Genomic DNA, 21,144 nt, shown 5'->3' with positions numbered 1-21,144 from the left:
ACTTGTGCCAACAACCAAGCAGTCAGGAACTTCCCTAAAAAGTAGAGGCAGATTAGTTAACACTGCTTGCAAACAACTCAGGTCTATTCTCTTTTGTGCAGCTCAATCAGCAGCCAAATTTAACTTGGATTGTAAAGAACTTTATACAAGACTACTGGCTAAAGGGAAATCCAAAAAAGCCGCTAAAATGGCTGTTGCCCACAAATTGATTAGACAGGCTTTCGCTATCGTCAAAAACAATGCTGTATTTCAAAATGACTTTCAGGCTAGCAAAATTGCGCTCGCAAAATAATAGTTGCCTTGTGCTTTGTTTTTTAACACAGTTCATAACCCCGTCCCCCCCCTCCATCAGTAACCCAAAATACCCTTAGAACAATGAAAACATGGATAGGTGTTGATATTGGCACAACCAACGTGAAGGCCACCGCCATTGATGAATCTGGCGACATCGTCGCACAAGCCTCGGCCGCTTGCGTCACCTATCACCCACGGCCACGCTACGTTGAACAAAATCCCGACGAAATTTACGGGCTTTTTGTCCGCGTGATTCAGCAAGTTTCGGAGCAATTGCGCCACAAAAACGCCAGCATCGAAGCCATTGGCTTGTGTTCGGCCATGCACAGCGTCATTCCCATCGACGCCCGAAATCGTCGCCTAACTCGCTCTCTACTTTGGGCCGACAACCGCAGCGAAGCCCAAGCCGATGCCCTTAAAACGCACCCCATCCTCGCAAAACTATACCCACAAGTAGGCATACCTGCCCATCCGTACGCGCCATTGACCAAAATGGTGTGGTTTCGCGAACAAAAACCTTCCGTTTTTAGTAAAATCAGCCGTTTTGTTTCCCAAAAAGAATACATCTGGTACCGACTTTTTGGAAAGTTTCAAATCGACTATTCGATGGCTTCGGGAACGGCCCTGCTCGATAATCGCCGTTTTCGGTGGAGTTCGTTGGCCATGGACTACGCGGGTATTAACACCTCCCAACTGTCCGACCTAGTTCCAACTTATCACCAAGAAAAACTCACCCAACGCAGCCTTGCCAAACAGCTAGGCATTCCTGTTGGTACCCCTTTTGTCATTGGCGCAGGCGATGCTTGTTTGGCTAATTTAGGCTCAGGAGCCTTGGATACAGGCGTCACTACCCTCACCATTGGCACCAGCGGTGCCGTTCGCCAAACCGCCGCTACTCCCGCTCGCGACCCTCAGCAGCGTTTGTTCACCTACGTTTTGGACGAAACCCATTACGTATCGGGTGGCCCTACCAACAATGGCGGTAACGTCCTCGAATGGCTTTCTAAACACTTGCTTTTAAAAGACACCAGCGAACTGCTCGCCATGGCCGAAAGCGTCGGGACGGGCGCCGAGGGTTTGTTGTTTGTGCCTTACCTTTTGGGTGAGCGGGCTCCCGTTTGGGATGCCCACGCTTACGGGAGCTATCAACGTTTGCAATGGCAGCACACCCAAGCCCACATGGCCCGCGCGACCTTAGAAGGAGTGCTGATGAACCTCAATCAAATTCGGCAGATTATCGACTCCCAACTCAATAAAACCCGCATCTTGCACGCCAACGGCGGTTTTACGCGTTCAAAATTTTGGGTTCAATTGTTGACCGATATATTTAATACGCCCGTTCGGGTCAATGAAAGCAACGAAAGCGGCTGCCTTGGAGCGACTTTGCTAGCAATGAAATCGTTGGGGAAACTTGAAAGTTTGGAAGAAGGCGTCCATCAATACGTTCGATTTGCCGATACTTATCACCCCGACCCTTCGCAGACCAAAGTCTATCAAAAAGTGCAACGCGAATTTGTCAAAGCGATGGTTGTGAGGTAACTACAAAAGTGGCTTGGTATTTGTATTGGAACAAATTGAAAACTTTAAACGTTAAACAATCATCTTAAAATAATACGCCAAACCATGAAAAAGATTGGAATCGCCGCCGTCATCACTACTGTAATGGTAAGCCTTATGGCTTTTAAATCCGTTGAACCCAAAACTGAAGAAGCCAAAATTCAGTGGGTGACGTTGGAAGAAGCCTACAAACTTAACCAAAAACAACCACGCAAAATTTGGATTGATTTATACACAGAGTGGTGTGGATGGTGCAAAGTAATGGATAAAAATACCTTCAAAAATGCGGAAGTGGTTCAATTTACGAACAAGAAATTCTACGCCGTAAAATACAATCCAGAAAAAGATGCCGACGTAATGTTTGGAAAAGTGTCCTTCCGTAGCCTGATCAATGGCAAAGTGACGGGCTATCCAACCACGGTTTTCATGGATGAAAAAATGAACCTCATCCAACCGATTGCTGGTTATTTGGAGCCGCGTATGTTCCACCAAGTGCTCGCATATTTTGGCGACAATAATCACCAAAAAGAGCCTTTTGACCAGTTTCAACAAAAGACTTACCCTACTAAATATCCCGCCAAAGCACAATAACGGGGTATTTTAGTTCTTCTAATTACTCTTATGCAATTATCACTTTATCAACTCGACGCGTTTACCGACAAAGTTTTTGGCGGTAATCCTGCCGCTGTCGTTCCTCTTACCTCATGGCTTCCTGACGAGACCATGCAGGCCGTCGCCGCTGAAAACAACTTGGCCGAAACGGCTTTTTACGTCCCAACGGAAGCAGGTTTTCACATTCGTTGGTTCACCCCTACGGTCGAAGTGGACCTCTGCGGCCACGCCACATTGGCCACCGCCTACGTATTGTTTTCCCTCGAAAATTATGCTCACGACGAAATAAATTTCGATTCTCGAAGCGGTATTTTAAACGTTCGCAAAGAAGGTGATTGGCTCGTTCTTAACTTCCCCGCTGACAGCATTCACAAGCAATTGCTTTCGCCTCCTGCTTTATTGGAAGCGTTGGGCGACATCAGTCCCGTTGAAATTTTACGCGGAAAAACCGACTTTATGGCGGTATTAGAATCCGAAGAACAAGTACGCACGCTTCAGCCCGATATTATCGTTTTATCGACTTTGCCTGCGCGTGGTGTAATCATGACAGCCCCAGGCGATTCGGTTGACTTTGTGTCTCGCTTTTTTGCGCCTCAGTCAGGCATTGCCGAAGACCCAGTCACGGGTTCAGCACACACAACATTGGCACCTTATTGGGCTGCAAAATTGGGCAAAACCGAGATGGAAGCCCTGCAAGTTTCTGCCCGTGGAGGTGTCTTAAAAATCAAACTTATCGGCGACCGCGTAGAAATAGCAGGCCAAGTAAAACTCTATTTGCGAGGCACAATCGAAATTGGGTAATCCTAGTTTTAACAAAATACTTTAGAATCAATGACAAAGCGTCGGCAGGGAAATTTCCCACCGACGCTTTTCTTTTCTCTATTTTTCCGTTATCGCTTTTGCCAAACGCCTTCCTTTTGAAGGCATTTCCTTGGCTTCATCCTCAGGCATCGTCAATGGGCGTTCTGGTTCTTCTTCTACGGGAGCAATTTCGAGGCCCGAGGCTCTCAGTTTTTCGATAATGGAAATAATCTCATTTCCACGCCGACCTTGCTCCTCAATCGCAAGCTGATTGTATTCTTTTTCGCGTGCGGTTTCCCAGATAAACAACTCTGTTTTAGCATCATAAATCCCTAAAGGCAATCCTTTTGAGATTTGAGAAAAGTTTTTAATCGCAGCTTCCGCTTCGGGGCGTGTGGTGTAAGTTAGGTGATAAAAACTTCCTTTGAACAAATATAAAATTGAAAAACGGTTCATAGCAGTAGTGATTGAAGTAGGGCTTTATTGAAAAGCAAAAACGAATAAAACAATGGATTCTTGTACCGAATGATTTTCGGTAGGGCTTCCTCGTTAGAGGGGTTTTAATTTGTAGGTTGATTGATGAGCGGTAGCATTGTAGGGTAAGCTACGTTAGGCTCTGAAATAGACAAAAGAAAGAACAAGGTCTCTTTGAAGTGAGATATTTACTTAAACAAATATCAAGAAAATATCTTTTTAAACAAAAGAACCGAAGAAAATATTTTCATACTTCCTTCGGTTCAATTTTATCAAAATATGATTTTTTCTAGTTTTGAACCATATAAGAGCATCTAAGCTTTTTTTATAATTTCTTATATGGTTTAAAAAATTATTTCTTCAAAATCGTAAACTCTACGCGGCGGTTTTTCTTGCGATTTTCCTCCGTCGTATTGGGGGAAACAGGGCGTGTAGGGCCATAACCTTTGGTCTGGATTCTATCTCCCACAATTCCTTTTGTACCCAAATAACGCTTCACCTCCTCTACCCTATCTTTTGACAATTGTAAGTTGGCATCAAAATCCCCGACGTTGTCCGTATGTCCTTCGATGAGCACTTCCATCGTCCCGTTTTCAGTCATCATTTGCGCGATTCGGTCTAACTCTGGCAACGACGCAGGCAACAAATCAAACTTACTCTGGGCAAACCCAATCGTATTCAGTGTCACTTTTCGGCCAATCTCAATGGGAGACAAAAGAAGTTCGCGGCGAAGTTCACGGTATTGGGTTTCTTTGGTTAAATCAATCACCATTCCTCCCGACTGATACCCTTTTCGTTGCGCCGTCAGGCCGTATTGTTTTTGGGTATCTAAGACCACTTTGAAATCACCCACGGCAGGATCGTAGTCGATACGTTGCGGGGTTTGTTTTTGGTCTAAATCTTCCACAATTACCTCGGCTGCCACGGGTTGTTTGGTGGTTTGGTCGAGCACTACGCCTTTCAACATCACCGTCGGAACGGGGCGAATCTGCTCTGGAAGCTTCATTCTGAAAATATCAAATTCGCCCAATGAATTTTCAGACGAGCAAAAATACGCGTACGCCCCCGAGGCAGGAATGGTAAAATGTGCTTCAAAATCGGACGTATTGAAAGCAGGGCCGAGGTTTTCTGGCTCCGACCAACGCGTCCAAGTTTCGTCCAAACGACGACTTACATAAATATCCATTTCACCGTATCCGCTGCGACCACTGGAGGTAAAATAAATCGTTTGATTGTCAGTCGCCAAAAAAGGCGTAAACTCATCATCGGCCGTGTTCAAATCAGCACCCATGTTTTTAGCGGGCGACCAAGTACCGTCAGCTTGTTGGAAAGAGACGTACAAATCTGCTCCTCCTTTGGTATTTCCATCTTGCAACGACAACACCATTACTTTTCCGTTAGGGCCAATGTAAAATCCCGAGAAAGAATGTTCGTTGACATAACTTTGAAGGCGTAGCTCCTGCGGTGCCGTCCAGCCTGTGCGGTTTTTACGGCTTACTGATACGCCTTTCGATAAGCTTCCGTCGGGGTGATAAATGTTCATTAAGAGCGCTGTACGGTCGTCGGGAGAGATATAGCAAATAGAATTTTCTTGGGCATTGTTGATAGGTTTCCCCATGTTTTGCGCTTTTTGCCACACCCCATTTTTTTCCTCGGCGTACCAAACATCGTAATCTTCGGATGTGCGAATATTTTCGGGGTGATCGAAGCGGGTAAAATAAATGGTGCGCCCGTCGGGAGAAATCACAGGCGCTACTTCATTGGCTTTGGAGTTGACATTAGGGCCAAGATTTTCTTTCTTCAACTCTTTCGGAACATTCTTGGCGAGGTTAATCGTCGCTTCCACGGGCTTTTCTGAGGCTGATATACCAATGGCATCAATTTCGTTCCATCCTTCTACCAACTGCGTGTTGAGGGTTACTTTAAGGGATGTTACTTTAAACGCCGTCAGTTGCGGCAGCCAAATACGGTGCATTCCCGCGCCGCGTTTACTAGCTTCGGGCTTGGCCTTGTAAAAAGTATATTCTTTGTTGTCGGTATCATACCCCACAACGCTCGTCACGCAGCCAGCGCCGTAGTTTTCGGCAATGACAATCTGGCGAATCTGTGCGGGCGTTTCAAATCCCACTTTTATCCATTCTTCGCCCGCGTCAGGCTGTGCCGACCGCCAAGCCGACGCGCCACTTTCTCCTTGAGGAAGTTTATTAGGTTTGCCTAAAAGTTGGGAAGGACGGTACTGCGCCCCGTTTCCTTGCGCATATTCCGAAGATACACCGATGACCTTTGAAGCCCACTGAACCTCTTGTGAATGAAGCACATAGCTGACAATAAACAGTACAAAAAACGAAAAAAAACGCATGATTACAAGTTTTTTTAGGTAGCTGCACATTTATCGTGCCAATTACAACAATTCGTCCGAAGGATTCCAAAAGACTTTTTTAAAATCCACGATTTTATCATTTTTCACTTTCACGCCTTCCTGCTCCAGAAGTTCTTGCATGGCCGTAGGCGTTCCAAAAAAGTGTTTACCCGTGAGCATTCCGTCACGATTTACCACCCGATGCGCAGGGACGTCGGGCATTCCGTGGCAGGCATTCATGGCCCACCCGACCATGCGGGCCGTCAATTTTGTTCCTAAAAAAGTAGCGATTGACCCGTAAGAAGTTGCGCGCCCTTCGGGTATTTGTCGAACGACGTCATACACGTCATCGAAGAAGTTTTTTGATTCCATGGTTCTTGTTAAACCATATAAGACATATAAGAAATTATAAGAAAACTTATATGCCCTTATATGTCTTATATGGTTCCAAATTCTCCTAAGGCTTTTCGATTTTATTGACCAACTCACCGTACCACTTTTCCCCGTATTTGGTAATCAGTGGGTCTTTCAAGAACTTATACAAAGGCACGCCCAGCTCACGCCCATTGTCACAAGCAGGACGGCAAATGTGCCAGCGGTCGTAATTGAGCGCATCAAAATGGTCGTATTTGGTAATGCGAATGGGGTACAAATAGCAGGAAATTGGTTTACGGAATGTAATTTTTTTATCCAAAAACGCCTGCTCAATCCCGCATTTCAAAATCCCTTTTTGGTCATAAATAGCGTATGCACACTCCCGTCCATTGACGGTTGGGGTAACGTAATCACCATCCGCATCTTGTTCGTACAAGCCCGTTTTTTCAATGGCATCAAGCCCTTTTTTATTCAAATAAGGCTTCACTTTAGGGAAAACCTCTTCTAATTTTTCCAGTTCGTCTTCGCTGAGAGGTGCTCCCATATCACCTTCGATACAACAAGCACCTTTACATTTTGTCAATTCACAAACAAAATACTGGTCAGCAATGTCGTCGCTGATGACGGTATTATCAATGACTATCATTGTTTCTTAATCTTAATTTGTTGCCCAATCTTTACTCCCGTATCAGGCAGTTCGTTCCATTCCTTGATTTGATCCACTTTTACGCCATATTTCTGCGAAATACTAAACATCGTTTCGCCTTGTGCTACGGTGTGCGTGACAAACTCAGTTGCCTTAGGTTGCTGGTCAAGGGTATTTCCTACGGGGCGAATGTTCAACTTTTGTCCGCTCAACAACTTCGCATCTTGCGGTAGGTTATTCCAATACAAAATGTCGTTGACCGTTACATCATACATTTTCGAAATACTGTAAAACGTCTGCCCTGCTCCTACTACGTGTACAATTGCCTTGCCAGTCGTCGCAGTTGCTGGTGCCGTATTTTTAGGCGTTGTGGGAGCGGGTTCTTCGTTTGTAGGCTTAGTAGCAACTTTATCCTGTTTTGGAGTAGGAGTAACAGTCGTCTGCTTCTGAGGGGTATCGTTGGTTGTAGGTTTCGTAGTTGGCGTTGTTGACGACGATGACGGAGTCGTATTTTTAGTAGTTGACGATTTAGGCTTTGAACTAGGAGTCGTCGATTCATCATTGATAATGACCACGCGATCATCATCCCCTGGGTTAAACGATGGCGCGCGACGGTTTGGCTTAGTCGTTGAATTAGACGAACTTGGTTGTTTGCTTGGTTTAGGCTCTGCCGATGTACCCGAGTCCGTAAACTCTACTCCTCCATCTTTGGAATCAGTCGTTGTTTGGGGCTGAGTTTGGGCTGGTGTAGAGGTTGTTGCCGCAGGGGTGTCCGCCATTTTTGGGGTATAAACCTTACGCTCCGACGCATTTTGTGGAACTTTATTGGTTGTCGTATTCGCTCCCGCCGTTTGTTCAGTACGCACAGGCTCTTGAACCGCTGGGCGAGGTTGCGACTTATCCATTCCTGGCTTCCATTCATCTTGCGGGGTTTCAATGATTTCTACGGGTTTGCTTCTTGGGCGTTTTTTGGTCAACCAAAGCACACGTCCCGTTTGAAGGCGCGTGTTTCGATTATCAATGCGGTTGTAACGCACCAAAAATTTCAAGCGAACACCATAAATCTGCGAAACTTTCCAAAGCGATTCTCCTTCACGCACGGTATGAAAAGGCACCACGGCACGTTTGTTTTTCTTGGCCAAATAATACACTTCACCTGGCACCACTGGGCCACGTTCCGACATGTCGTTGTAACGCAAAAAGCTACTAAAGCTCACGCGGGCTTTTCTGGACAGTGTTTCCACGTTGTCGTTGTTGCCCGCCATAATTCCTGGCAAACCGTTGATTTCATACAACAACAGGTCGTTATTGTAACCTTCTGCCCGCACAAGCACTGGAAAACCAATGTCTTTTTGGGTAAAATTGTCACGTTGGTTGGGCTTTTTAAAAACTGACAAACGCGAACGTACTGTTTCATACTGGTCGTTAGTAACTGGCAATAACAAAGAATATGCTCTATCAGACGGAATGTCGTTGGTTGTTAGCCAGCGGTTTTGAGCGCGAAGGTTTGTTTCATCAACTGCAAATTCTTTGGCAATTCCTTCCAGCGAGCGACCGCCTGCTTGTGGATACTCCAACAACACAAACTGATTAGGCGACTGATAGCGTTCGATAGCCGACTCAATGGCAATTTTATGTGCCAAAAAGCGCAAAATATAACGGTCAGATTTGCCATCTAATTTAATTTCGCGGGCATAGCCCCATTCTGCGGGTATCGTTTTACTAATTCCACCCGCTCCCAAATAATAAGAATACAACGACGCTACCCAATTATTAAACTGCGTATTGCTTTTTTTAAGGTACTTAGCCGCCGCCCGCGTTGACGAAGTAATATTTTTACGCTCGTCTATCTGGTCGTCCACCCGCAAACCATAATCCAAAGCCGTTTCTTTCTTGAACTGCCAGAACCCTACCGCATTTGACGCCGAGACTGCATCAGGCTGTAGGTTGCTTTCTTGTACTGCTAAATATTTAAAATCAACTGGGACATCTTCGTCAATCAAAATCCCTTCAACGATGGGAAAAAACAGCAGGCACCGATCCAATTTCGCTTCCCAAAATTTTTTGTTGCCCATCAGAGCCTTTACATCTGTTTGAACTACGGCCCGCGCATCTTCATCAAGCTGCACGTTCATCCCAGCAAAGCCAACGCTACGCGGTACAGTAGGCACGGCAGGGGCTTGCGCTACGACAAATCCTACCAAAAAGAATGAAAAAAGAGTGGTTAGGGCTACAATACGTTTCATTGTGGTTTCGGTTCGCTTCATAACTAATTTTTATATGCAATCATCAAGCCGTCACGAATAGGCAAAAGTAGGTTGCTTACCCGTGGGTCGTTGTGTACTTTTTGATTAAAGTCTAAAAGGTTCTGCGTATCCTTATCTATTTTTTTATCTGTTTGTACAACTTTTCCGCTCCAAAGCACATTATCAGCAATAATAACGCCACCTGGGCGCACTTTGTCAATGACCAAATCGTAATAAAGCGCGTAGTTAAGTTTGTCGGCATCAATAAATACCAAATCAAACGTATCGGGCAAGGTAGGAATCAATTCTACCGCATTCGCAATTCGGTAGTCAATCTTGTTTTTATACGGCGATTTGTCAAAAAACGACCTCGTAAAATCCTCTAACTCTTCATTGACATCAATGGTTATCAGAAGCCCGTCTTCGGTTAATCCTTCGGCCAAACACAAGGCCGAATACCCCGTATAGGTACCTATTTCGAGAACCCTACGCGGGCGCATCATGGTAGAAAAAAGTGCCAGCAAACGGCCTTGCACGTGCCCCGACAACATACGAGGCTGTAAAACCTTTGCGTGCGTTTCTCGATTGAGAAGGGCCAACAGCGTACTTTCGGGCGAGGTATGCGCCTGCGAATATCCCTCTATGGCCTCTGACAAAAACTCCATTTAGTGTAGGTTGTTTAACAAATATAAACGGAAAAACGCCTAAAAGTATATAAAATGGCCTTTTTTCACAACAAACGACGTGAGGAGGATTACTCACAACCCGATTACTTAGAGTCGTCCTCAGGCACAAAGCACAAGCTACTCCATTGGCTTTCGTCGAGCATTTCTTGGGCGATATCTTGGAGTTGTGAGGCAGTTACGGCTTCAATTTCCCGAAAAATTTCTTCCAGCGAATCTATTTTTCCAGTATCTAAAATACTTTTAGCCATCATCAACATAAAGCTTTGATTACCTTCTTCTGACATGGCCAATTGCCCCATAAGCTGCACTTTCAAATTACGAAGCTGAATCGTCGTCAACGGTTTTTCACGTACTTGACGCAGTTCGCGATGTACCAATTGCATAGCACGATCAAGGTTTTTGGGTTCTGTTCCAAAAAATACCCCCAAAAAGCCTGTATCCAAAAAGGGCGCGTACGTAGCTTCGATTGAATAAACCAGGCCATATTTTTCCCGAAGCGTCATGTTAAAACGGGAATTCATGCCAGGGCCACCGAGCAGGTTAATTAGCATAAAAAACGGCAAACGTTTTTCATCCATCATTGCATACGCTGGCCGCCCCATCGCCACTTGGGTCTGGGTCATACCACGGGCTACCCGCAACGTTTGCGGTACATAAATACTCGGCGACGTACGAATCCGTTGGCTGGTTGAATGAGGGAGGTCATACAGGTATTTTTCGGCTTGCTTTACCGCCTTGTTGAAAGGCAAATTGCTCACCAACGACACCACAATGCGTTCGGTATCAAGGTTATCTGCAATAAAAGTTTGTAAATCGTTACGACCAAACGACCGAACGCTTTCGGCAGTTCCGAGGATATTCTTTCCCAATTGGTGGTTTTGAAAAACCAATTCGTCAAAATCATCTTGGATGGCGTCCTCTGGAGAATCGTGGTACATGGCCATTTCTTCCAAAATTACCCCCCGTTCTTTTTCAATTTGTTTTTCGGGAAAAACGGAATGAAAAGTAATGTCGGACAACAATTCAATGGCTTTGTCGCTGTGCGATGCCAACAATGACGCGTGAAAACACACTTTTTCTTTGGTCGTATAGGCATTCAACTCCCCTCCGACTGTTTCGAGGCGGTTGATGATGTGATACGATTTACGTTTTTGAGTTCCTTTGAAAGCCATGTGCTCCCAAAAGTGCGCGAGGCCCTGCTGGTGTGGTTGCTCGTCTCGACTACCAATGTCGAGCATAATTCCCCAGTGAGCGATTTGGGTATGTGGTACTTGTTTGTGTACAACACGAATGCCATTGGGCAAGGTGTGTAAGCGGTATTCTTCCATTCTTTGCGATTATCACTTCTACAAAGGTAACAGTTTTTGGTGGATGTGGGTTTCGTCAACGTACCTTAAAGCCTGCTATTCCTTGAGATTTTGCAGTTTTCTGCGTTGTTTTGAGGTTTAATCAGCCCCTTTCCGAAAGTTTTAAAACTTTTGGAAAGGTTACAATTTAATAAACCGTATGGCATTTCAAAAACTTTCCATGGACGAACTCAACCGCCTGTCGGTCGAAGAATTCAAGTCCGCCGCCAAACATTCCTTTGTATTTATCCTCGATGATATTCGTAGCCTCAACAACGTGGGTTCGGTTTTTCGCACCGCCGATGCCTTTAAAGCATCGAAAATTTATTTATGTGGGCTAACGGGCACCCCACCTCACCGCGACATTACCAAAACTGCCCTCGGCGCCGACGAATCTGTCGAATGGGAGCACGTGGAGGATGTTTTAGCCCTTATCACCCAATTGAAAACCGAAGGATTTACCGTCGTTTCTATTGAACAAGCCGAAGGGAGTACGCTCTTGCACGAGTTTAAACCAGTCGCCAACCAGTCGTACGCGTTTATTTTGGGAAATGAAGTTTTTGGGGTCAACGAAGACGTTGTGAATCAAAGCGATATTTGTTTAGAAATTCCTCAATTTGGGACTAAACATTCGCTCAATGTCTCTGTCACCGCAGGGATTGTGGCTTGGGATTATGTGTCTAAATGTATAAAAATTTATGCGCCTCATCATTGACCCATTAGGCAACGGGCACCATGACCTTTTCTTAAAAATCGACGTGATGCCAAGTCAAATCAAAATTGCTGACAGTTATTACCTTTTTGATTTTTTGGAAATAAGTCAAAAAGAAATAAAAGCGGTAAAACAAAAGCAAATGACTCCGATAACCTATGGTGCCTTACGGCTTATCGAGTATTGGGAAAGCCGTATTTTATCCATGTCAAAAGGGCAAACAGTATTCTTGCTATTTGACTTATCAGATCAGTACGTCGGCGGCTTTCGAGTTGCGAAAGTAAAATATGGCTATCAATTTGAAGAGGTATTTACTGAAGAAACAGCGGGCTACGCGGTCAATAAATCTACCCTTGATTCCGTTGTGTCTCTAACATTGCTCCGAACCGACAAACCTTCTCCTTCTGGATGGCTGATTAGCGAAGAAAGGCTGCGAGAGGGGTTGGATTGGAGTAAAAAACAACTAATCAACCTATGAAAAGTAAGCTCTATTGGTATTCGTTGGGGGTTCTATTTTGTCTATTTTGTCCACGGGTGGTCGCCGCGCAAACCAAGGATAATCAAGAACTGCAAAAAATGTACGAAGATGACCAAAATGCGCGTAAATCGCCTAATATCGACTGGGAAGTCCTAAATAAGCAAGACAGTATTAGGCAAAAACGAGTGAATGAATTTATCAAAGAAGGTAAGATTAAGACTGGCAAAGACTACTACCATTCAGCCATGATTTTTCAACATGGCACAGATACGCTTGCCTCAAGTATGGCCGTCAAACAAATGAGGAGAGCGATTGAAATAGATAGTACGGTGAACAAATGGCTTTTAGCTGCCGCCATTGACCGCGACTTGATGCGACGCGACAAGCCCCAAATTTACGGTACGCAATACATCCGAAAAGGCGAAAATGCGAAATGGGAAAGATACACGATTGATACCACCCAAGTATCGGATAAAGAACGAACATATTATGGCGTTGAAACCCTTACTGAGCAAAAAATAAAAGAGTATGAGCTTAATAGCCTTCCTATTTCAGAGGTCTATTTAAAGACAAACTCTTTGGATGAAGTGATCAAAGTCATCAAAATTAATTATGAAAAAGGGACTAACGGCACCTACAATGTTTCAGAAAATGCCATTAATGCTTTTGGATATAGTTTAATGAATGAAAACAAAAATGATGAAGCGCTCAAGATTTTCAAATTAAACACCGAACTTTACCCTAAGGGGTATAATACATTTGATAGCTATGGCGAGTGCTTACTAAAGTTAAAACAAATACCTGAAGCCGTAAAAGCGTATAAAAAATCTCTTGAACTTAACCCCAATAACAAACAAGCAAAAAAGGTAATCGAAAAATACCGATAGATGGTCCATTCCATTTTTGTCGTTTAGGTCATAAATCATATCTTGAATGGTTACTTTGGTAAAAATCCCTGACAAAAGTTTTTGTTTTAACGACATTTGTTGTATCTATTTGTAAAATCTTTTCTTTCAAACTATATCCTCTGTTATCCCAATGAAATCAGACAAGAAAAAAGCAGTGACCGATATTGCGCAGAAAATATCGGCTGCCCTTACAACCGAAAATGTATCGAAGAAAATAGCCAAAGCTATTGAAAAAGCTTCTGAGAAATTGGCTAAAAAGCTCCTAAAAATCAGCAAAGAGGCGAAAAAAGCTCAAGAAGCAGCCGAAAAAGAAGCAGCAAAAAAAGCGAAGAAAGCAGCCGAAAAGGAAGCTAAAAAGGCTAAAAAAGAGACTAAGAAGAAAAAGGAGCCAAAAGTAATTACGCCAAAAGTGGAGGAATCCGTAAAAACTGTTGCCCCTGAAGTTGCGCCAGTGACTCCCAAAGCAGCATCCAAACCTGCGGCGGCTAAACCCGCAGCTCCCACCAAACGCCCCGCTCCGAAAAAAGCTCCTGCTGCTCCGAAACCAAAAGAATCGGATACATTAGCCGAAAGCTAAGTTTCTCATTGATTTCTTGAAGGCGGTCTGACCATCGTCTGACCGCGACAAAGGTCAGACGGCAGTCAGACCGTAACACACAACAAAGGTCAGACGGCAGTCAGACCGTAAAATGCAACAAAAAAGCCTCCCAAAGACCGTGCATAGCATCGAACTCTCTGGGAGGCTTTTGTTTATTGTTACCCTTTTTATTCTTGTTTTGGTTTCTTCGGAACAAAAACAGGCTTCGGTCGTGCCCCCGTTCCCCCAATGGGGGCAGTTGCGTCAGATTTTTCTTCTGTCGCCTGTGGACTATCGACCGTGGGCGAGGGAGTTGAAGCTGACTGCTCAACGCTCTCCACTGGCGGCTGCGCCGCTGGCTTCTTAGGCACAAAAACAGGCTTCGGTCGTGCCCCCGTTCCCCCAATGGGGGCTGATTCGTCAGATTTTTCTTCCGTCGCCTGTGGACTATCGACCGTGGGCGCAGGAGTTGAAGCTGACTGCTCAACGCTCTCCACTGGCAGCTGCGCCGCTGGCTTTTTAGGAGCAAAAACAGGCTTCGGTCTGGCCCCCGTTCCCCCAATGGGGGCAGTTGTTTCAGGTTTTTCTTCCGTCGTCTGTGGACTATCAACTGTGGACTCAGTATTTGAAATTGGCTTTTTAGGCGCGAAAACAGGCTTAGGTCTGGCCCCCGTTCCCCCAATGGGGGCTGATTCGTCAGATTTTTCTTCCGTTGTCTGTGGACTATCGACCGTGGACTGTGGACTTGAAATTGGCTTTTTAGGAGCAAAAACAGGCTTAGGTCTGGCCCCCGTTCCCCCAATGGGGGCTGATTCGTCAGATTTTTCTTCCGTTGTCTGTGGACTATCGACTGACTGCTCAACGCTCTCAGCTGACGGCTGCACCACTGGCTTTTTAGGCGCGAAAGCTGGTTTAGGTCTAGCCCCCGTTCCCCCAATGGGGGCAGTTGCGTTCGATTTTTCTTCCGTTGTCTGTGGACTATCGACCGCGGACGCTGAAATTACAGCCTTTTGCTTTTTCAACTCTTCTTTCTCACGAACAAACTGTTCATACAACGACTTCTTCTCATCGGCCTGTTCGGGCGTAAGATTAGAGTAATGGTAGTTCATATCACGTACATCAAACTCACTGTAATCGAAAGTCTTGGTCATCGTTAAACACTCCGTTGGGCATACTGTCGTGCACAGGCCACAATAGCAGCATTTAGCCATGTCAATATCGAACTTGGCCGCATACAAACGAATGGGTGAGCCATCAGATGCTTTCCCAACTTCACCCGTTGCTTTAATCGGCTCAATATCAATACAATCGACGGGACAAACCTTTGCACATTTATCACAAACAATGCAATCATCCATTTCATTGTGTAAGCGATAACGGCCATTGTCGGGAATAGGCATTACTTCAAGCGGATACTGTAACGTCACCATTCCATCCTGTTCATTGAAATAGCCACTTGAACCGACATTATGATTACTTCGCCGATTTCGGGCTTGCCAAAGGTGTCTAAAGGTAAGCTTTAAGCCTCCTAGTGTGGTACGAATACCGTCGTTGATATGTTCAAAATATGTTTTCAAAAGATTTTTTCTTTTTTAGCTCTTCCCAAATCGTTTCAACCAATCGAGTAATCTTTCAACATCAGCGCGGAGAAAAAGTTGCGTTCCTTCGTTCATGGTCGCAGCCGAACCGCAAGCCACACCCCAGCGAATCATTTCTGAGTAAGTCAGTCCTTGCGTCAGTGCCCACGTCATCCCTGCCACCATGCTATCGCCTGCACCTACCGTGCTGCGTTTCTGAACGGGTGGAGCAGGTACGTGCTCACACAAGTCTTTCGTCACCAAAATAGCTCCTTTGGGTCCCATCGACACAATCACCACTTCACATTTTCCGTCCCCAATAAGCATTCGAGCGGCGTCATCCACGTCGTCGATTTGTAAATCTTTCGCGCCAACCAACGCTTCTAATTCTCCGATGTTGGGTTTCAACAAAAACACGCCTTCATCACAAGCAGCCCGAAGTGGTTCTCCCGAAGTATCTAAGACCAGCCTTGCTCCTATTTCTTTGCTGATAGATGCTACTTTTTCGTAAAAATTGACATCCATCTGTGGAGGCAAACTGCCACTTGCTACAACGTACTCGGCTTTTGACTGTCGTAATGTTTCCAAAACAGCCTCGGTTTCGGCTTCACTCAAGGCCGTCCCTGGCATCCCGAAACGGTATTGGGCGTTGGTAGAAGTTTCGGCAACAATAAAGTTTTCCCGCGTCCACTGTTCGGTCTGAATCACCTCACAATCAATCCCTTCTTGAGACACCAAATCACGAAGGACTTGTCCAGCTGGCCCGCCCGTCGTAAAAATAGCGGTACTTTTTCCTCCCAATCGCTTGATGGCTTTGGAAACGTTGATACCTCCCCCTCCCGCATCAAAACGTGGCGTATCACAACGCAGTTTTTGTTCTGGAATCAGTCGATCGATATGGGTGCTTTTATCTACCGCAGGGTTGACGGTTAGGGTGACTATTTTCATCGTGTGTCTGGTCGTTATTTTAAGATAATAGACTTATTTGGATGCCTTATTCCACTCTTCAATTTGAGCCAAAATATCTTGTTGCCCCACTCGTTTTTCTGAAGAAGTGACAAAAATGAGCGGCAACTCTACCCAAGTTTCTAACAGGGTCTTTTTGTAGTTTTCAAGTCGAGTTTGCAACTGGTTTGCAGTCAGTTTATCTGCTTTTGTAAACACCAAACAGAACGGCACTCCTTTTTCTCCCAGCTTTTGCATAAACTCAAGGTCTATTTTTTGGGGCTCAATACGGGAGTCAATAAGAACAAAAGTACACGTAAGGCTTTCACGATTGAAAAGATAATCGTCTATCATTATCGACCACTTTTGGCGTTCGGTTTGCGATACTTGGGCGTATCCGTAGCCAGGCAAATCGACCAAATACCAAGCATCGTTTATCATGAAATGATTGATTACCTGCGTCTTACCTGGCTTTCCTGAGATTTTAGCCAGGTTTCCGTGGTTGGTAAGCGCGTTGATAAGCGACGATTTACCCACATTCGACCGACCGATAAACGCGTATTCAGGGCGGTCGGGCTTAGGACACTGTTCGTGCTGCGAAGAGCTTTTGACAAAAACGGCAGTTTTGATTTTCATAGTGCAAAATTACAAATAACTCACCAATGACGTCGGGATTTGTTTGTTTTGACCAAATTAGTTTTCATAGAACTCAATCGGAAGGTCATCAGGGTCGGCGATAAAGAAAAAGCGCTTGTGGGTAAACTCATCCACCCGAATCGCTTCACATTCAACACCTTTATCGGTCAGATAGCCATGTGCTTGCGAGACATCTGCCACACTAAAAGCCAAATGCCGCAGTCCAGCGGCTTCGGGGCGAGAAACCCGCGCGGGAGGATTTGGAAATGAAAACAATTCAATTTGGTAGTGGTCATTGATGGCCAAATCAAGTTTGTACGAATCTCGTTCGGCACGATACACTTCGGCGACCACCCTTAACCCCAATAATTGGGTATAAAAATACTTTGAACGCCCGTAATTTGAACAAATAATGGCTACATGGTGAATGTTTTGAAGTGAAAGCATGTTGTTATTTTCCTTGTTTAAAACCTCCTTGGTTGTCTATTGCTCAAATTTAAAAAAATTTAGCCATGCCCCATTTACCCGTTTACGATACTCGATTGAAAGCCGCACCATTGGCCGAGTACCTTCAAACCTTGTATCCATTTTTAGACATAGTCGAAGCGCGCATTCTCAAAACGGGTATCAATCATACGTACTTACTTCGTACAACGACTGACTCGTACATTTTTCGGTTATACTTTTATCAGTGGCGCAGTCGGTTGGAGATTGAGGAAGAAGTTCGCTTGTTACTTCATTTAAAAGCATCGGAGGTGCCTGTTTCCTACCCGATTGCCGACAAAAATGGGGTATATCTCCAAGAAATTGAGGCTCACGAAGGGTTACGTTTCGGCGTCCTTTTTTCGTTTGCCGCAGGTGAGAAGGTTCGTTTTTTTAGCCCCAACCACAGCTACACCATCGGACAAGCAATGGCACGTTTTCACAAAGCAACACAGAACTTTGACTTACAACGCCCTACTTACACTTCCGAAACATTGCTCAAACAGTCATTGGAACGAATCCGAACGTATTTTTCTCCCGATTCGGAAACTATGAAGTACATTGAGCGAATTGTGCCTTTGCTAACCGATGTATTGGATTCAACCGACACAGCTTCGATTCGTGCGGGGGTAGTTCACCTTGATATTTGGTTTGATAACTTGAACATTGCTCCCGATGGGAAAGCGACATTCTTTGATTTTGATTTTTCGGGAAATGGCTGGCAATGCCTCGACTTGGCTTACTACAATATTCAACTGTTTAATACTGAACCTGACACCTATCGCTACGAAGAAAAACTAGCTCGTTTTTGGGCGGGTTATGAAGCGATACAGCCTGTATCTGACGAAGAAAAAGCGTTGATTCCGCCACTTGCAGTTTGTATTTGGTTGTTTTACTTAGGGATCCAATGTCAGCGCTACGACGACTGGTGCAACCTTTTTATTAGCGAAGATTATTTAAAACGGTTTATTGGCATGGCACAACGCTGGAGCGAAAAGCAAGGGCTGTTTGCCGATATGTAGAACCTGATAATCAACCATATACTCCATAACAAAGTCAGAGACTTTAGGCCGTAGCAGTCCCGACATGATGTCGGGACGAGCGACATTTAAAAAAGTGAGTTTCATTGTCAACTGCCCGTACTGCATACTGCAAGCAAGCGTCTATATCCTCCTTTTCAAGAAATGGATATGCCATTAAAAGATTTTCTACCGTTTCACCTGCTGCGATATATTCCAAAATTGTTTTTACGGTTATTCGATACCCTCTTATTATTGGTTTACCATTGCAAATATTTTCATTAATGGTAATTCTTTTCAATAAATTTTCCATGAGATTCTGTTTTACACAAAATTAAGGTTTTGTTTCCATGAAGACAAAGAGAGAATTATTTACAAACGCCGCCAACGAGTAGAAGAGACTTTAGGCCGTAGCCGTCCCGACATGATGTCGGGACGAGCGACGCATGTAAGACTTTCCAAGTTTTTAAACTTGGAAAGTCTGAACAGTCAAAACTATTCTACCGAAAGCATTTTGGCATTTACTTCTTTTTCGATGGTGATATAGCCTGGATAATTGATTTGTGAGTTACCAATCCCCAAGGTAGGGCGTAGTTTGATGGTCAACTTAGAAGGAGTCGTGTTGGCTTTTCCCGACAAATTTTGCATCATATTGACGATGGCTTCGCGGGCTTTGCTGTCGGTAATAAACCGATACGCGTTGGTGGTCAATTGCATCGGAACGCGGGTGGTTCCGCCTTTGGGTTGTACTTCAATACGTTGGTCGTATAGCCCAGTAAACAACTCATTTTCTGACAAAAACACCTTGTATTCAAACTGGTTGATACCTGCCAAATTTTTGGTTGGGTTCGTAATATCAAGATTAAGGCGAAGGTTGAGCGGGACGTCTTTTGTCAATATCGCTAACCCAATTCTTGGCGACTGCGACAAGTCAAGATTTTGTAGGCTTCTAACATCCACGCCTGCCAGCGTAATGTTATCGGCCGACGCAACAGTGTATTTGCAGTCGCCAAGGGTTTTTACTTCCGAAATTTGTTTCGTGACGGCACAGCGTTGAAGAGCCAACCCAAATACTATAAATAATAGACTGAAAGTTCTTTTTTTCATTTTTATCAATATATGTAAAACTATTTGTACGGTTTTAATAATATATTTCATTAGACATATCAGATTTTTGTCTAAACACATCTAACAAGCCTATTTCCCAAGAAACTCCTTTAAAGTCATATAAAATTTTTGAATGTTTATTTTTTACAGAACTTATTTTCTCTGGAAAATTTAACATAACAGTATATTTTGAATCTTTCATTAGAACATCCCCCATAGACAATGATGATTCCTTTATTTTTTTACTATCAATCAAGAACGACAACAATGATTCTGTCGAACGGTATGTCATTTGGTTACCAACTTTATAAAATTTTATTATTTCTTGAGGTTTACTCCCTTTTAATGTATCATCAAAATCAAAAATATCATCTGCTATTACTATAAACTTATTCATTGAAAGGTTTAGAGCATTTATATTTTCAAAATCCATTCCTATTCTGTATCTAAGTTCTGTTGTATCTATTTTTATTTCACTGATTCCATCTATTTTCGCACATTCAATCGAGTATTTATATAGGCTCTTTTTAACTTTACTAATGAATGAGTCATCCGTTTTATCTATTTCATTAGATATAGTATTTCCCGTAGAAGCTGTACTATCTTTCTTAGAACCTAAAGCTCCATCAAGGTTTTCTATTCCTTCAAAAAAACCAAATTGAAGTGTCATTCGCCCACTCGTTGGAGTATAAAAATCCACTTTTTCTTCTAAAGTAAGGCAACTCTGACAGGCTATCAAAAGTAAAAAGCAAGCAAAATATAGGTATTTATTCACAGTGATTTTTTCTTTAAATTTCACAACACTTTGCAATTTAAAGCATTTTCCAAGTTAATTCCTAATTACAAAGAAAAAGCAAGGTGGAGGGGTAAAGCTAACGATATTATGAACTTTACCCCTCCTAAAAAGATAATCTCATTACTGGCAAATCTTTTGCAACACTTTTTCCGTCGCCTCGTCAAGTTGCTCACGTTCTTCTTGGCTACGGTAAGTGGTTGCAAAAAGGCTGTCCATTGTTTTCGTGATTTTATCGGCCAATTCTCCCGTCCGAATGGTATAGCTTTCTTTCACCGAATCAATCTCTGCGCTTTTTTGGGGCGACAGTCGAAGTTTATATTTTGCCAACGAGTCTTCCATAAAGCGAATATCGTTGGCTGCTTTAAAGCGTTCTTCTTTTAATTGGCGGGCTTGGCACTCCAATTGGGCCATAAGTTGAGCATCGTTCTCCAGTTGGGCTTGGTTATTTTTTTGGCAACCTAGCATCAACATACTACCCAACATTACCCCCACTCCTATCGGTCTCTTCAT

General features: G+C 44.0%; 24 protein-coding genes. 9 read left to right on the top strand and 15 right to left on the bottom strand.

Annotated elements, in window-relative coordinates; all coding sequences use genetic code 11:
• From K339_RS32825 to K339_RS0106950, 4 genes are all read left to right on the top strand, one after another.
• Window positions 1-292, top strand: a 292-nt coding sequence (locus tag K339_RS32825) for a transposase (RefSeq protein ID WP_028524823.1), incomplete at its 5' end; no start/stop codon positions are given.
• An 83-nt stretch (window positions 293-375) separates the two neighbouring features.
• Window positions 376-1,833 carry a gluconokinase gene (locus K339_RS0106960; protein ID WP_028522966.1) on the top strand — a complete coding sequence of 486 codons (1,458 nt, stop codon included), beginning with the start codon at window positions 376-378 and terminating at the stop codon, window positions 1,831-1,833.
• An 84-nt stretch (window positions 1,834-1,917) separates the two neighbouring features.
• Window positions 1,918-2,442, top strand: coding sequence for a thioredoxin family protein (locus K339_RS0106955; protein WP_028522965.1), 525 nt, complete (start codon window positions 1,918-1,920; stop codon window positions 2,440-2,442).
• Between the two features lie 30 nt (window positions 2,443-2,472).
• Window positions 2,473-3,264, top strand: a complete 792-nt coding sequence (locus tag K339_RS0106950; protein WP_028522964.1) for a PhzF family protein — start codon at window positions 2,473-2,475, stop codon at window positions 3,262-3,264.
• Between the two features lie 78 nt (window positions 3,265-3,342).
• On the opposite strand, the gene K339_RS32820 is transcribed toward K339_RS0106950, so the two are convergent.
• From K339_RS32820 to K339_RS0106915, 7 genes are all read right to left on the bottom strand, one after another.
• Window positions 3,343-3,720, bottom strand: coding sequence for a hypothetical protein (locus K339_RS32820; protein WP_051397859.1), 378 nt, complete (start codon window positions 3,718-3,720; stop codon window positions 3,343-3,345).
• Window positions 3,721-4,090: 370 nt separating this feature from the next.
• Entirely contained in the window at window positions 4,091-6,097 is a 2,007-nt protein-coding gene (locus K339_RS0106940) for an OmpA family protein (RefSeq protein WP_028522963.1), read from the bottom strand.
• Between the two features lie 42 nt (window positions 6,098-6,139).
• The gene (locus K339_RS0106935) at window positions 6,140-6,469 is read right to left on the bottom strand and encodes an MGMT family protein (RefSeq protein WP_028522962.1); all 330 of its coding nucleotides are present in this window, start codon (window positions 6,467-6,469) and stop codon (window positions 6,140-6,142) included.
• 85 nt (window positions 6,470-6,554) lie between these two features.
• On the bottom strand, window positions 6,555-7,118 hold the full coding sequence (locus K339_RS0106930; RefSeq protein ID WP_028522961.1) for a DUF3109 family protein: 564 nt from the start codon (window positions 7,116-7,118) through the stop codon (window positions 6,555-6,557).
• Window positions 7,115-9,364 carry a LysM peptidoglycan-binding domain-containing protein gene (locus tag K339_RS0106925; protein WP_028522960.1) on the bottom strand — a complete coding sequence of 750 codons (2,250 nt, stop codon included), beginning with the start codon at window positions 9,362-9,364 and terminating at the stop codon, window positions 7,115-7,117. Before K339_RS0106925 ends, K339_RS0106930 begins: the two co-directional genes overlap by 4 nt.
• Window positions 9,365-9,387: 23 nt before the next feature.
• Complete coding sequence (locus K339_RS0106920; protein WP_028522959.1) at window positions 9,388-10,029, bottom strand: O-methyltransferase; 642 nt, start codon at window positions 10,027-10,029, stop codon at window positions 9,388-9,390.
• Window positions 10,030-10,133: 104 nt separating this feature from the next.
• Window positions 10,134-11,378 (bottom strand): M16 family metallopeptidase, encoded by a 1,245-nt coding sequence (locus K339_RS0106915; protein ID WP_028522958.1) that lies wholly within the window; start codon window positions 11,376-11,378, stop codon window positions 10,134-10,136.
• 178 nt (window positions 11,379-11,556) lie between these two features.
• On the opposite strand from K339_RS0106915, the gene K339_RS0106910 reads away from it, so the two are divergent.
• The 4 genes from K339_RS0106910 to K339_RS32815 all read left to right on the top strand — a co-directional run bounded on the left by K339_RS0106910 (window position 11,557) and on the right by K339_RS32815 (window position 14,071).
• Window positions 11,557-12,111 carry an RNA methyltransferase gene (locus K339_RS0106910; RefSeq protein WP_037299465.1) on the top strand — a complete coding sequence of 185 codons (555 nt, stop codon included), beginning with the start codon at window positions 11,557-11,559 and terminating at the stop codon, window positions 12,109-12,111.
• Window positions 12,095-12,586 carry a hypothetical protein gene (locus K339_RS0106905; RefSeq protein ID WP_028522956.1) on the top strand — a complete coding sequence of 164 codons (492 nt, stop codon included), beginning with the start codon at window positions 12,095-12,097 and terminating at the stop codon, window positions 12,584-12,586. The genes K339_RS0106910 and K339_RS0106905 overlap by 17 nt, the downstream gene beginning before the upstream one ends.
• The gene (locus tag K339_RS0106900) at window positions 12,583-13,473 is read left to right on the top strand and encodes a tetratricopeptide repeat protein (protein ID WP_051397856.1); all 891 of its coding nucleotides are present in this window, start codon (window positions 12,583-12,585) and stop codon (window positions 13,471-13,473) included. Before K339_RS0106905 ends, K339_RS0106900 begins: the two co-directional genes overlap by 4 nt.
• 151 nt (window positions 13,474-13,624) lie before the next feature.
• On the top strand, window positions 13,625-14,071 hold the full coding sequence (locus tag K339_RS32815) for a hypothetical protein (protein WP_051397855.1): 447 nt from the start codon (window positions 13,625-13,627) through the stop codon (window positions 14,069-14,071).
• A gap of 188 nt (window positions 14,072-14,259) precedes the next feature.
• Here K339_RS32815 and K339_RS36495 read toward each other — a convergent pair whose 3' ends face one another.
• The 4 genes from K339_RS36495 to gloA2 are packed head-to-tail and all read right to left on the bottom strand — an operon-like array spanning window position 14,260 to window position 17,676.
• Window positions 14,260-15,648: a 4Fe-4S binding protein gene (locus tag K339_RS36495; protein ID WP_064750953.1), complete on the bottom strand. Its 1,389-nt coding sequence runs from the start codon at window positions 15,646-15,648 to the stop codon at window positions 14,260-14,262.
• Window positions 15,649-15,663: 15 nt separating this feature from the next.
• Window positions 15,664-16,596, bottom strand: coding sequence for a 1-phosphofructokinase family hexose kinase (locus K339_RS0106885; RefSeq protein ID WP_028522954.1), 933 nt, complete (start codon window positions 16,594-16,596; stop codon window positions 15,664-15,666).
• 33 nt (window positions 16,597-16,629) lie between these two features.
• Window positions 16,630-17,229: a ribosome biogenesis GTP-binding protein YihA/YsxC gene (yihA, locus tag K339_RS0106880; RefSeq protein WP_028522953.1), complete on the bottom strand. Its 600-nt coding sequence runs from the start codon at window positions 17,227-17,229 to the stop codon at window positions 16,630-16,632.
• 57 nt (window positions 17,230-17,286) lie between these two features.
• Window positions 17,287-17,676 carry an SMU1112c/YaeR family gloxylase I-like metalloprotein gene (gene gloA2, locus K339_RS0106875; protein WP_028522952.1) on the bottom strand — a complete coding sequence of 130 codons (390 nt, stop codon included), beginning with the start codon at window positions 17,674-17,676 and terminating at the stop codon, window positions 17,287-17,289.
• Window positions 17,677-17,741: 65 nt separating this feature from the next.
• Between gloA2 and K339_RS0106870 the strand changes: the two genes are divergently transcribed.
• Window positions 17,742-18,734: a phosphotransferase gene (locus K339_RS0106870; protein WP_028522951.1), complete on the top strand. Its 993-nt coding sequence runs from the start codon at window positions 17,742-17,744 to the stop codon at window positions 18,732-18,734.
• 43 nt (window positions 18,735-18,777) lie between these two features.
• Here K339_RS0106870 and K339_RS0106865 read toward each other — a convergent pair whose 3' ends face one another.
• From K339_RS0106865 to K339_RS0106850, 4 genes are all read right to left on the bottom strand, one after another.
• A complete protein-coding gene (locus K339_RS0106865) occupies window positions 18,778-19,044 on the bottom strand; it encodes a DUF433 domain-containing protein (protein ID WP_028522950.1) in 267 nt (88 codons plus the stop codon).
• A gap of 182 nt (window positions 19,045-19,226) precedes the next feature.
• Complete coding sequence (locus K339_RS0106860; protein WP_028522949.1) at window positions 19,227-19,838, bottom strand: hypothetical protein; 612 nt, start codon at window positions 19,836-19,838, stop codon at window positions 19,227-19,229.
• Between the two features lie 34 nt (window positions 19,839-19,872).
• The gene (locus K339_RS0106855; protein ID WP_157607504.1) at window positions 19,873-20,637 is read right to left on the bottom strand and encodes a hypothetical protein; all 765 of its coding nucleotides are present in this window, start codon (window positions 20,635-20,637) and stop codon (window positions 19,873-19,875) included.
• A gap of 117 nt (window positions 20,638-20,754) precedes the next feature.
• A complete protein-coding gene (locus K339_RS0106850) occupies window positions 20,755-21,144 on the bottom strand; it encodes a hypothetical protein (protein ID WP_157607503.1) in 390 nt (129 codons plus the stop codon).

Origin of the sequence: Runella limosa DSM 17973, assembly GCF_000482465.1 — a bacterium.
Taxonomy (GTDB): domain Bacteria; phylum Bacteroidota; class Bacteroidia; order Cytophagales; family Spirosomataceae; genus Runella; species Runella limosa.
This window is presented reverse-complemented; position numbering and strand designations above follow the sequence as displayed.

What these genes read in the sequence shown, in the direction of transcription:
- K339_RS32820 (WP_051397859.1), bottom strand. Translation starts at nt 3,720, where the DNA reads ATGAACCGTTTTTCAATTTTATATTTGTTCAAAGGAAGTTTTTATCAC.
- K339_RS32815 (WP_051397855.1), top strand. Translation starts at nt 13,625, where the DNA reads ATGAAATCAGACAAGAAAAAAGCAGTGACCGATATTGCGCAGAAAATA.
- K339_RS0106900 (WP_051397856.1), top strand. Translation starts at nt 12,583, where the DNA reads ATGAAAAGTAAGCTCTATTGGTATTCGTTGGGGGTTCTATTTTGTCTA.
- K339_RS0106915 (WP_028522958.1), bottom strand. Translation starts at nt 11,378, where the DNA reads ATGGAAGAATACCGCTTACACACCTTGCCCAATGGCATTCGTGTTGTA.
- K339_RS0106850 (WP_157607503.1), bottom strand. Translation starts at nt 21,144, where the DNA reads ATGAAGAGACCGATAGGAGTGGGGGTAATGTTGGGTAGTATGTTGATG.
- yihA (WP_028522953.1), bottom strand. Translation starts at nt 17,229, where the DNA reads ATGAAAATCAAAACTGCCGTTTTTGTCAAAAGCTCTTCGCAGCACGAA.
- K339_RS0106955 (WP_028522965.1), top strand. Translation starts at nt 1,918, where the DNA reads ATGAAAAAGATTGGAATCGCCGCCGTCATCACTACTGTAATGGTAAGC.
- K339_RS0106925 (WP_028522960.1), bottom strand. Translation starts at nt 9,364, where the DNA reads ATGAAACGTATTGTAGCCCTAACCACTCTTTTTTCATTCTTTTTGGTA.
- K339_RS0106865 (WP_028522950.1), bottom strand. Translation starts at nt 19,044, where the DNA reads ATGGAAAATTTATTGAAAAGAATTACCATTAATGAAAATATTTGCAAT.
- K339_RS0106935 (WP_028522962.1), bottom strand. Translation starts at nt 6,469, where the DNA reads ATGGAATCAAAAAACTTCTTCGATGACGTGTATGACGTCGTTCGACAA.
- K339_RS0106905 (WP_028522956.1), top strand. Translation starts at nt 12,095, where the DNA reads ATGCGCCTCATCATTGACCCATTAGGCAACGGGCACCATGACCTTTTC.
- K339_RS0106860 (WP_028522949.1), bottom strand. Translation starts at nt 19,838, where the DNA reads ATGAAAAAAAGAACTTTCAGTCTATTATTTATAGTATTTGGGTTGGCT.
- K339_RS0106940 (WP_028522963.1), bottom strand. Translation starts at nt 6,097, where the DNA reads ATGCGTTTTTTTTCGTTTTTTGTACTGTTTATTGTCAGCTATGTGCTT.
- K339_RS0106885 (WP_028522954.1), bottom strand. Translation starts at nt 16,596, where the DNA reads ATGAAAATAGTCACCCTAACCGTCAACCCTGCGGTAGATAAAAGCACC.
- K339_RS0106950 (WP_028522964.1), top strand. Translation starts at nt 2,473, where the DNA reads ATGCAATTATCACTTTATCAACTCGACGCGTTTACCGACAAAGTTTTT.
- K339_RS0106920 (WP_028522959.1), bottom strand. Translation starts at nt 10,029, where the DNA reads ATGGAGTTTTTGTCAGAGGCCATAGAGGGATATTCGCAGGCGCATACC.
- K339_RS0106910 (WP_037299465.1), top strand. Translation starts at nt 11,557, where the DNA reads ATGGCATTTCAAAAACTTTCCATGGACGAACTCAACCGCCTGTCGGTC.
- K339_RS0106960 (WP_028522966.1), top strand. Translation starts at nt 376, where the DNA reads ATGAAAACATGGATAGGTGTTGATATTGGCACAACCAACGTGAAGGCC.
- K339_RS0106870 (WP_028522951.1), top strand. Translation starts at nt 17,742, where the DNA reads ATGCCCCATTTACCCGTTTACGATACTCGATTGAAAGCCGCACCATTG.
- K339_RS0106930 (WP_028522961.1), bottom strand. Translation starts at nt 7,118, where the DNA reads ATGATAGTCATTGATAATACCGTCATCAGCGACGACATTGCTGACCAG.
- gloA2 (WP_028522952.1), bottom strand. Translation starts at nt 17,676, where the DNA reads ATGCTTTCACTTCAAAACATTCACCATGTAGCCATTATTTGTTCAAAT.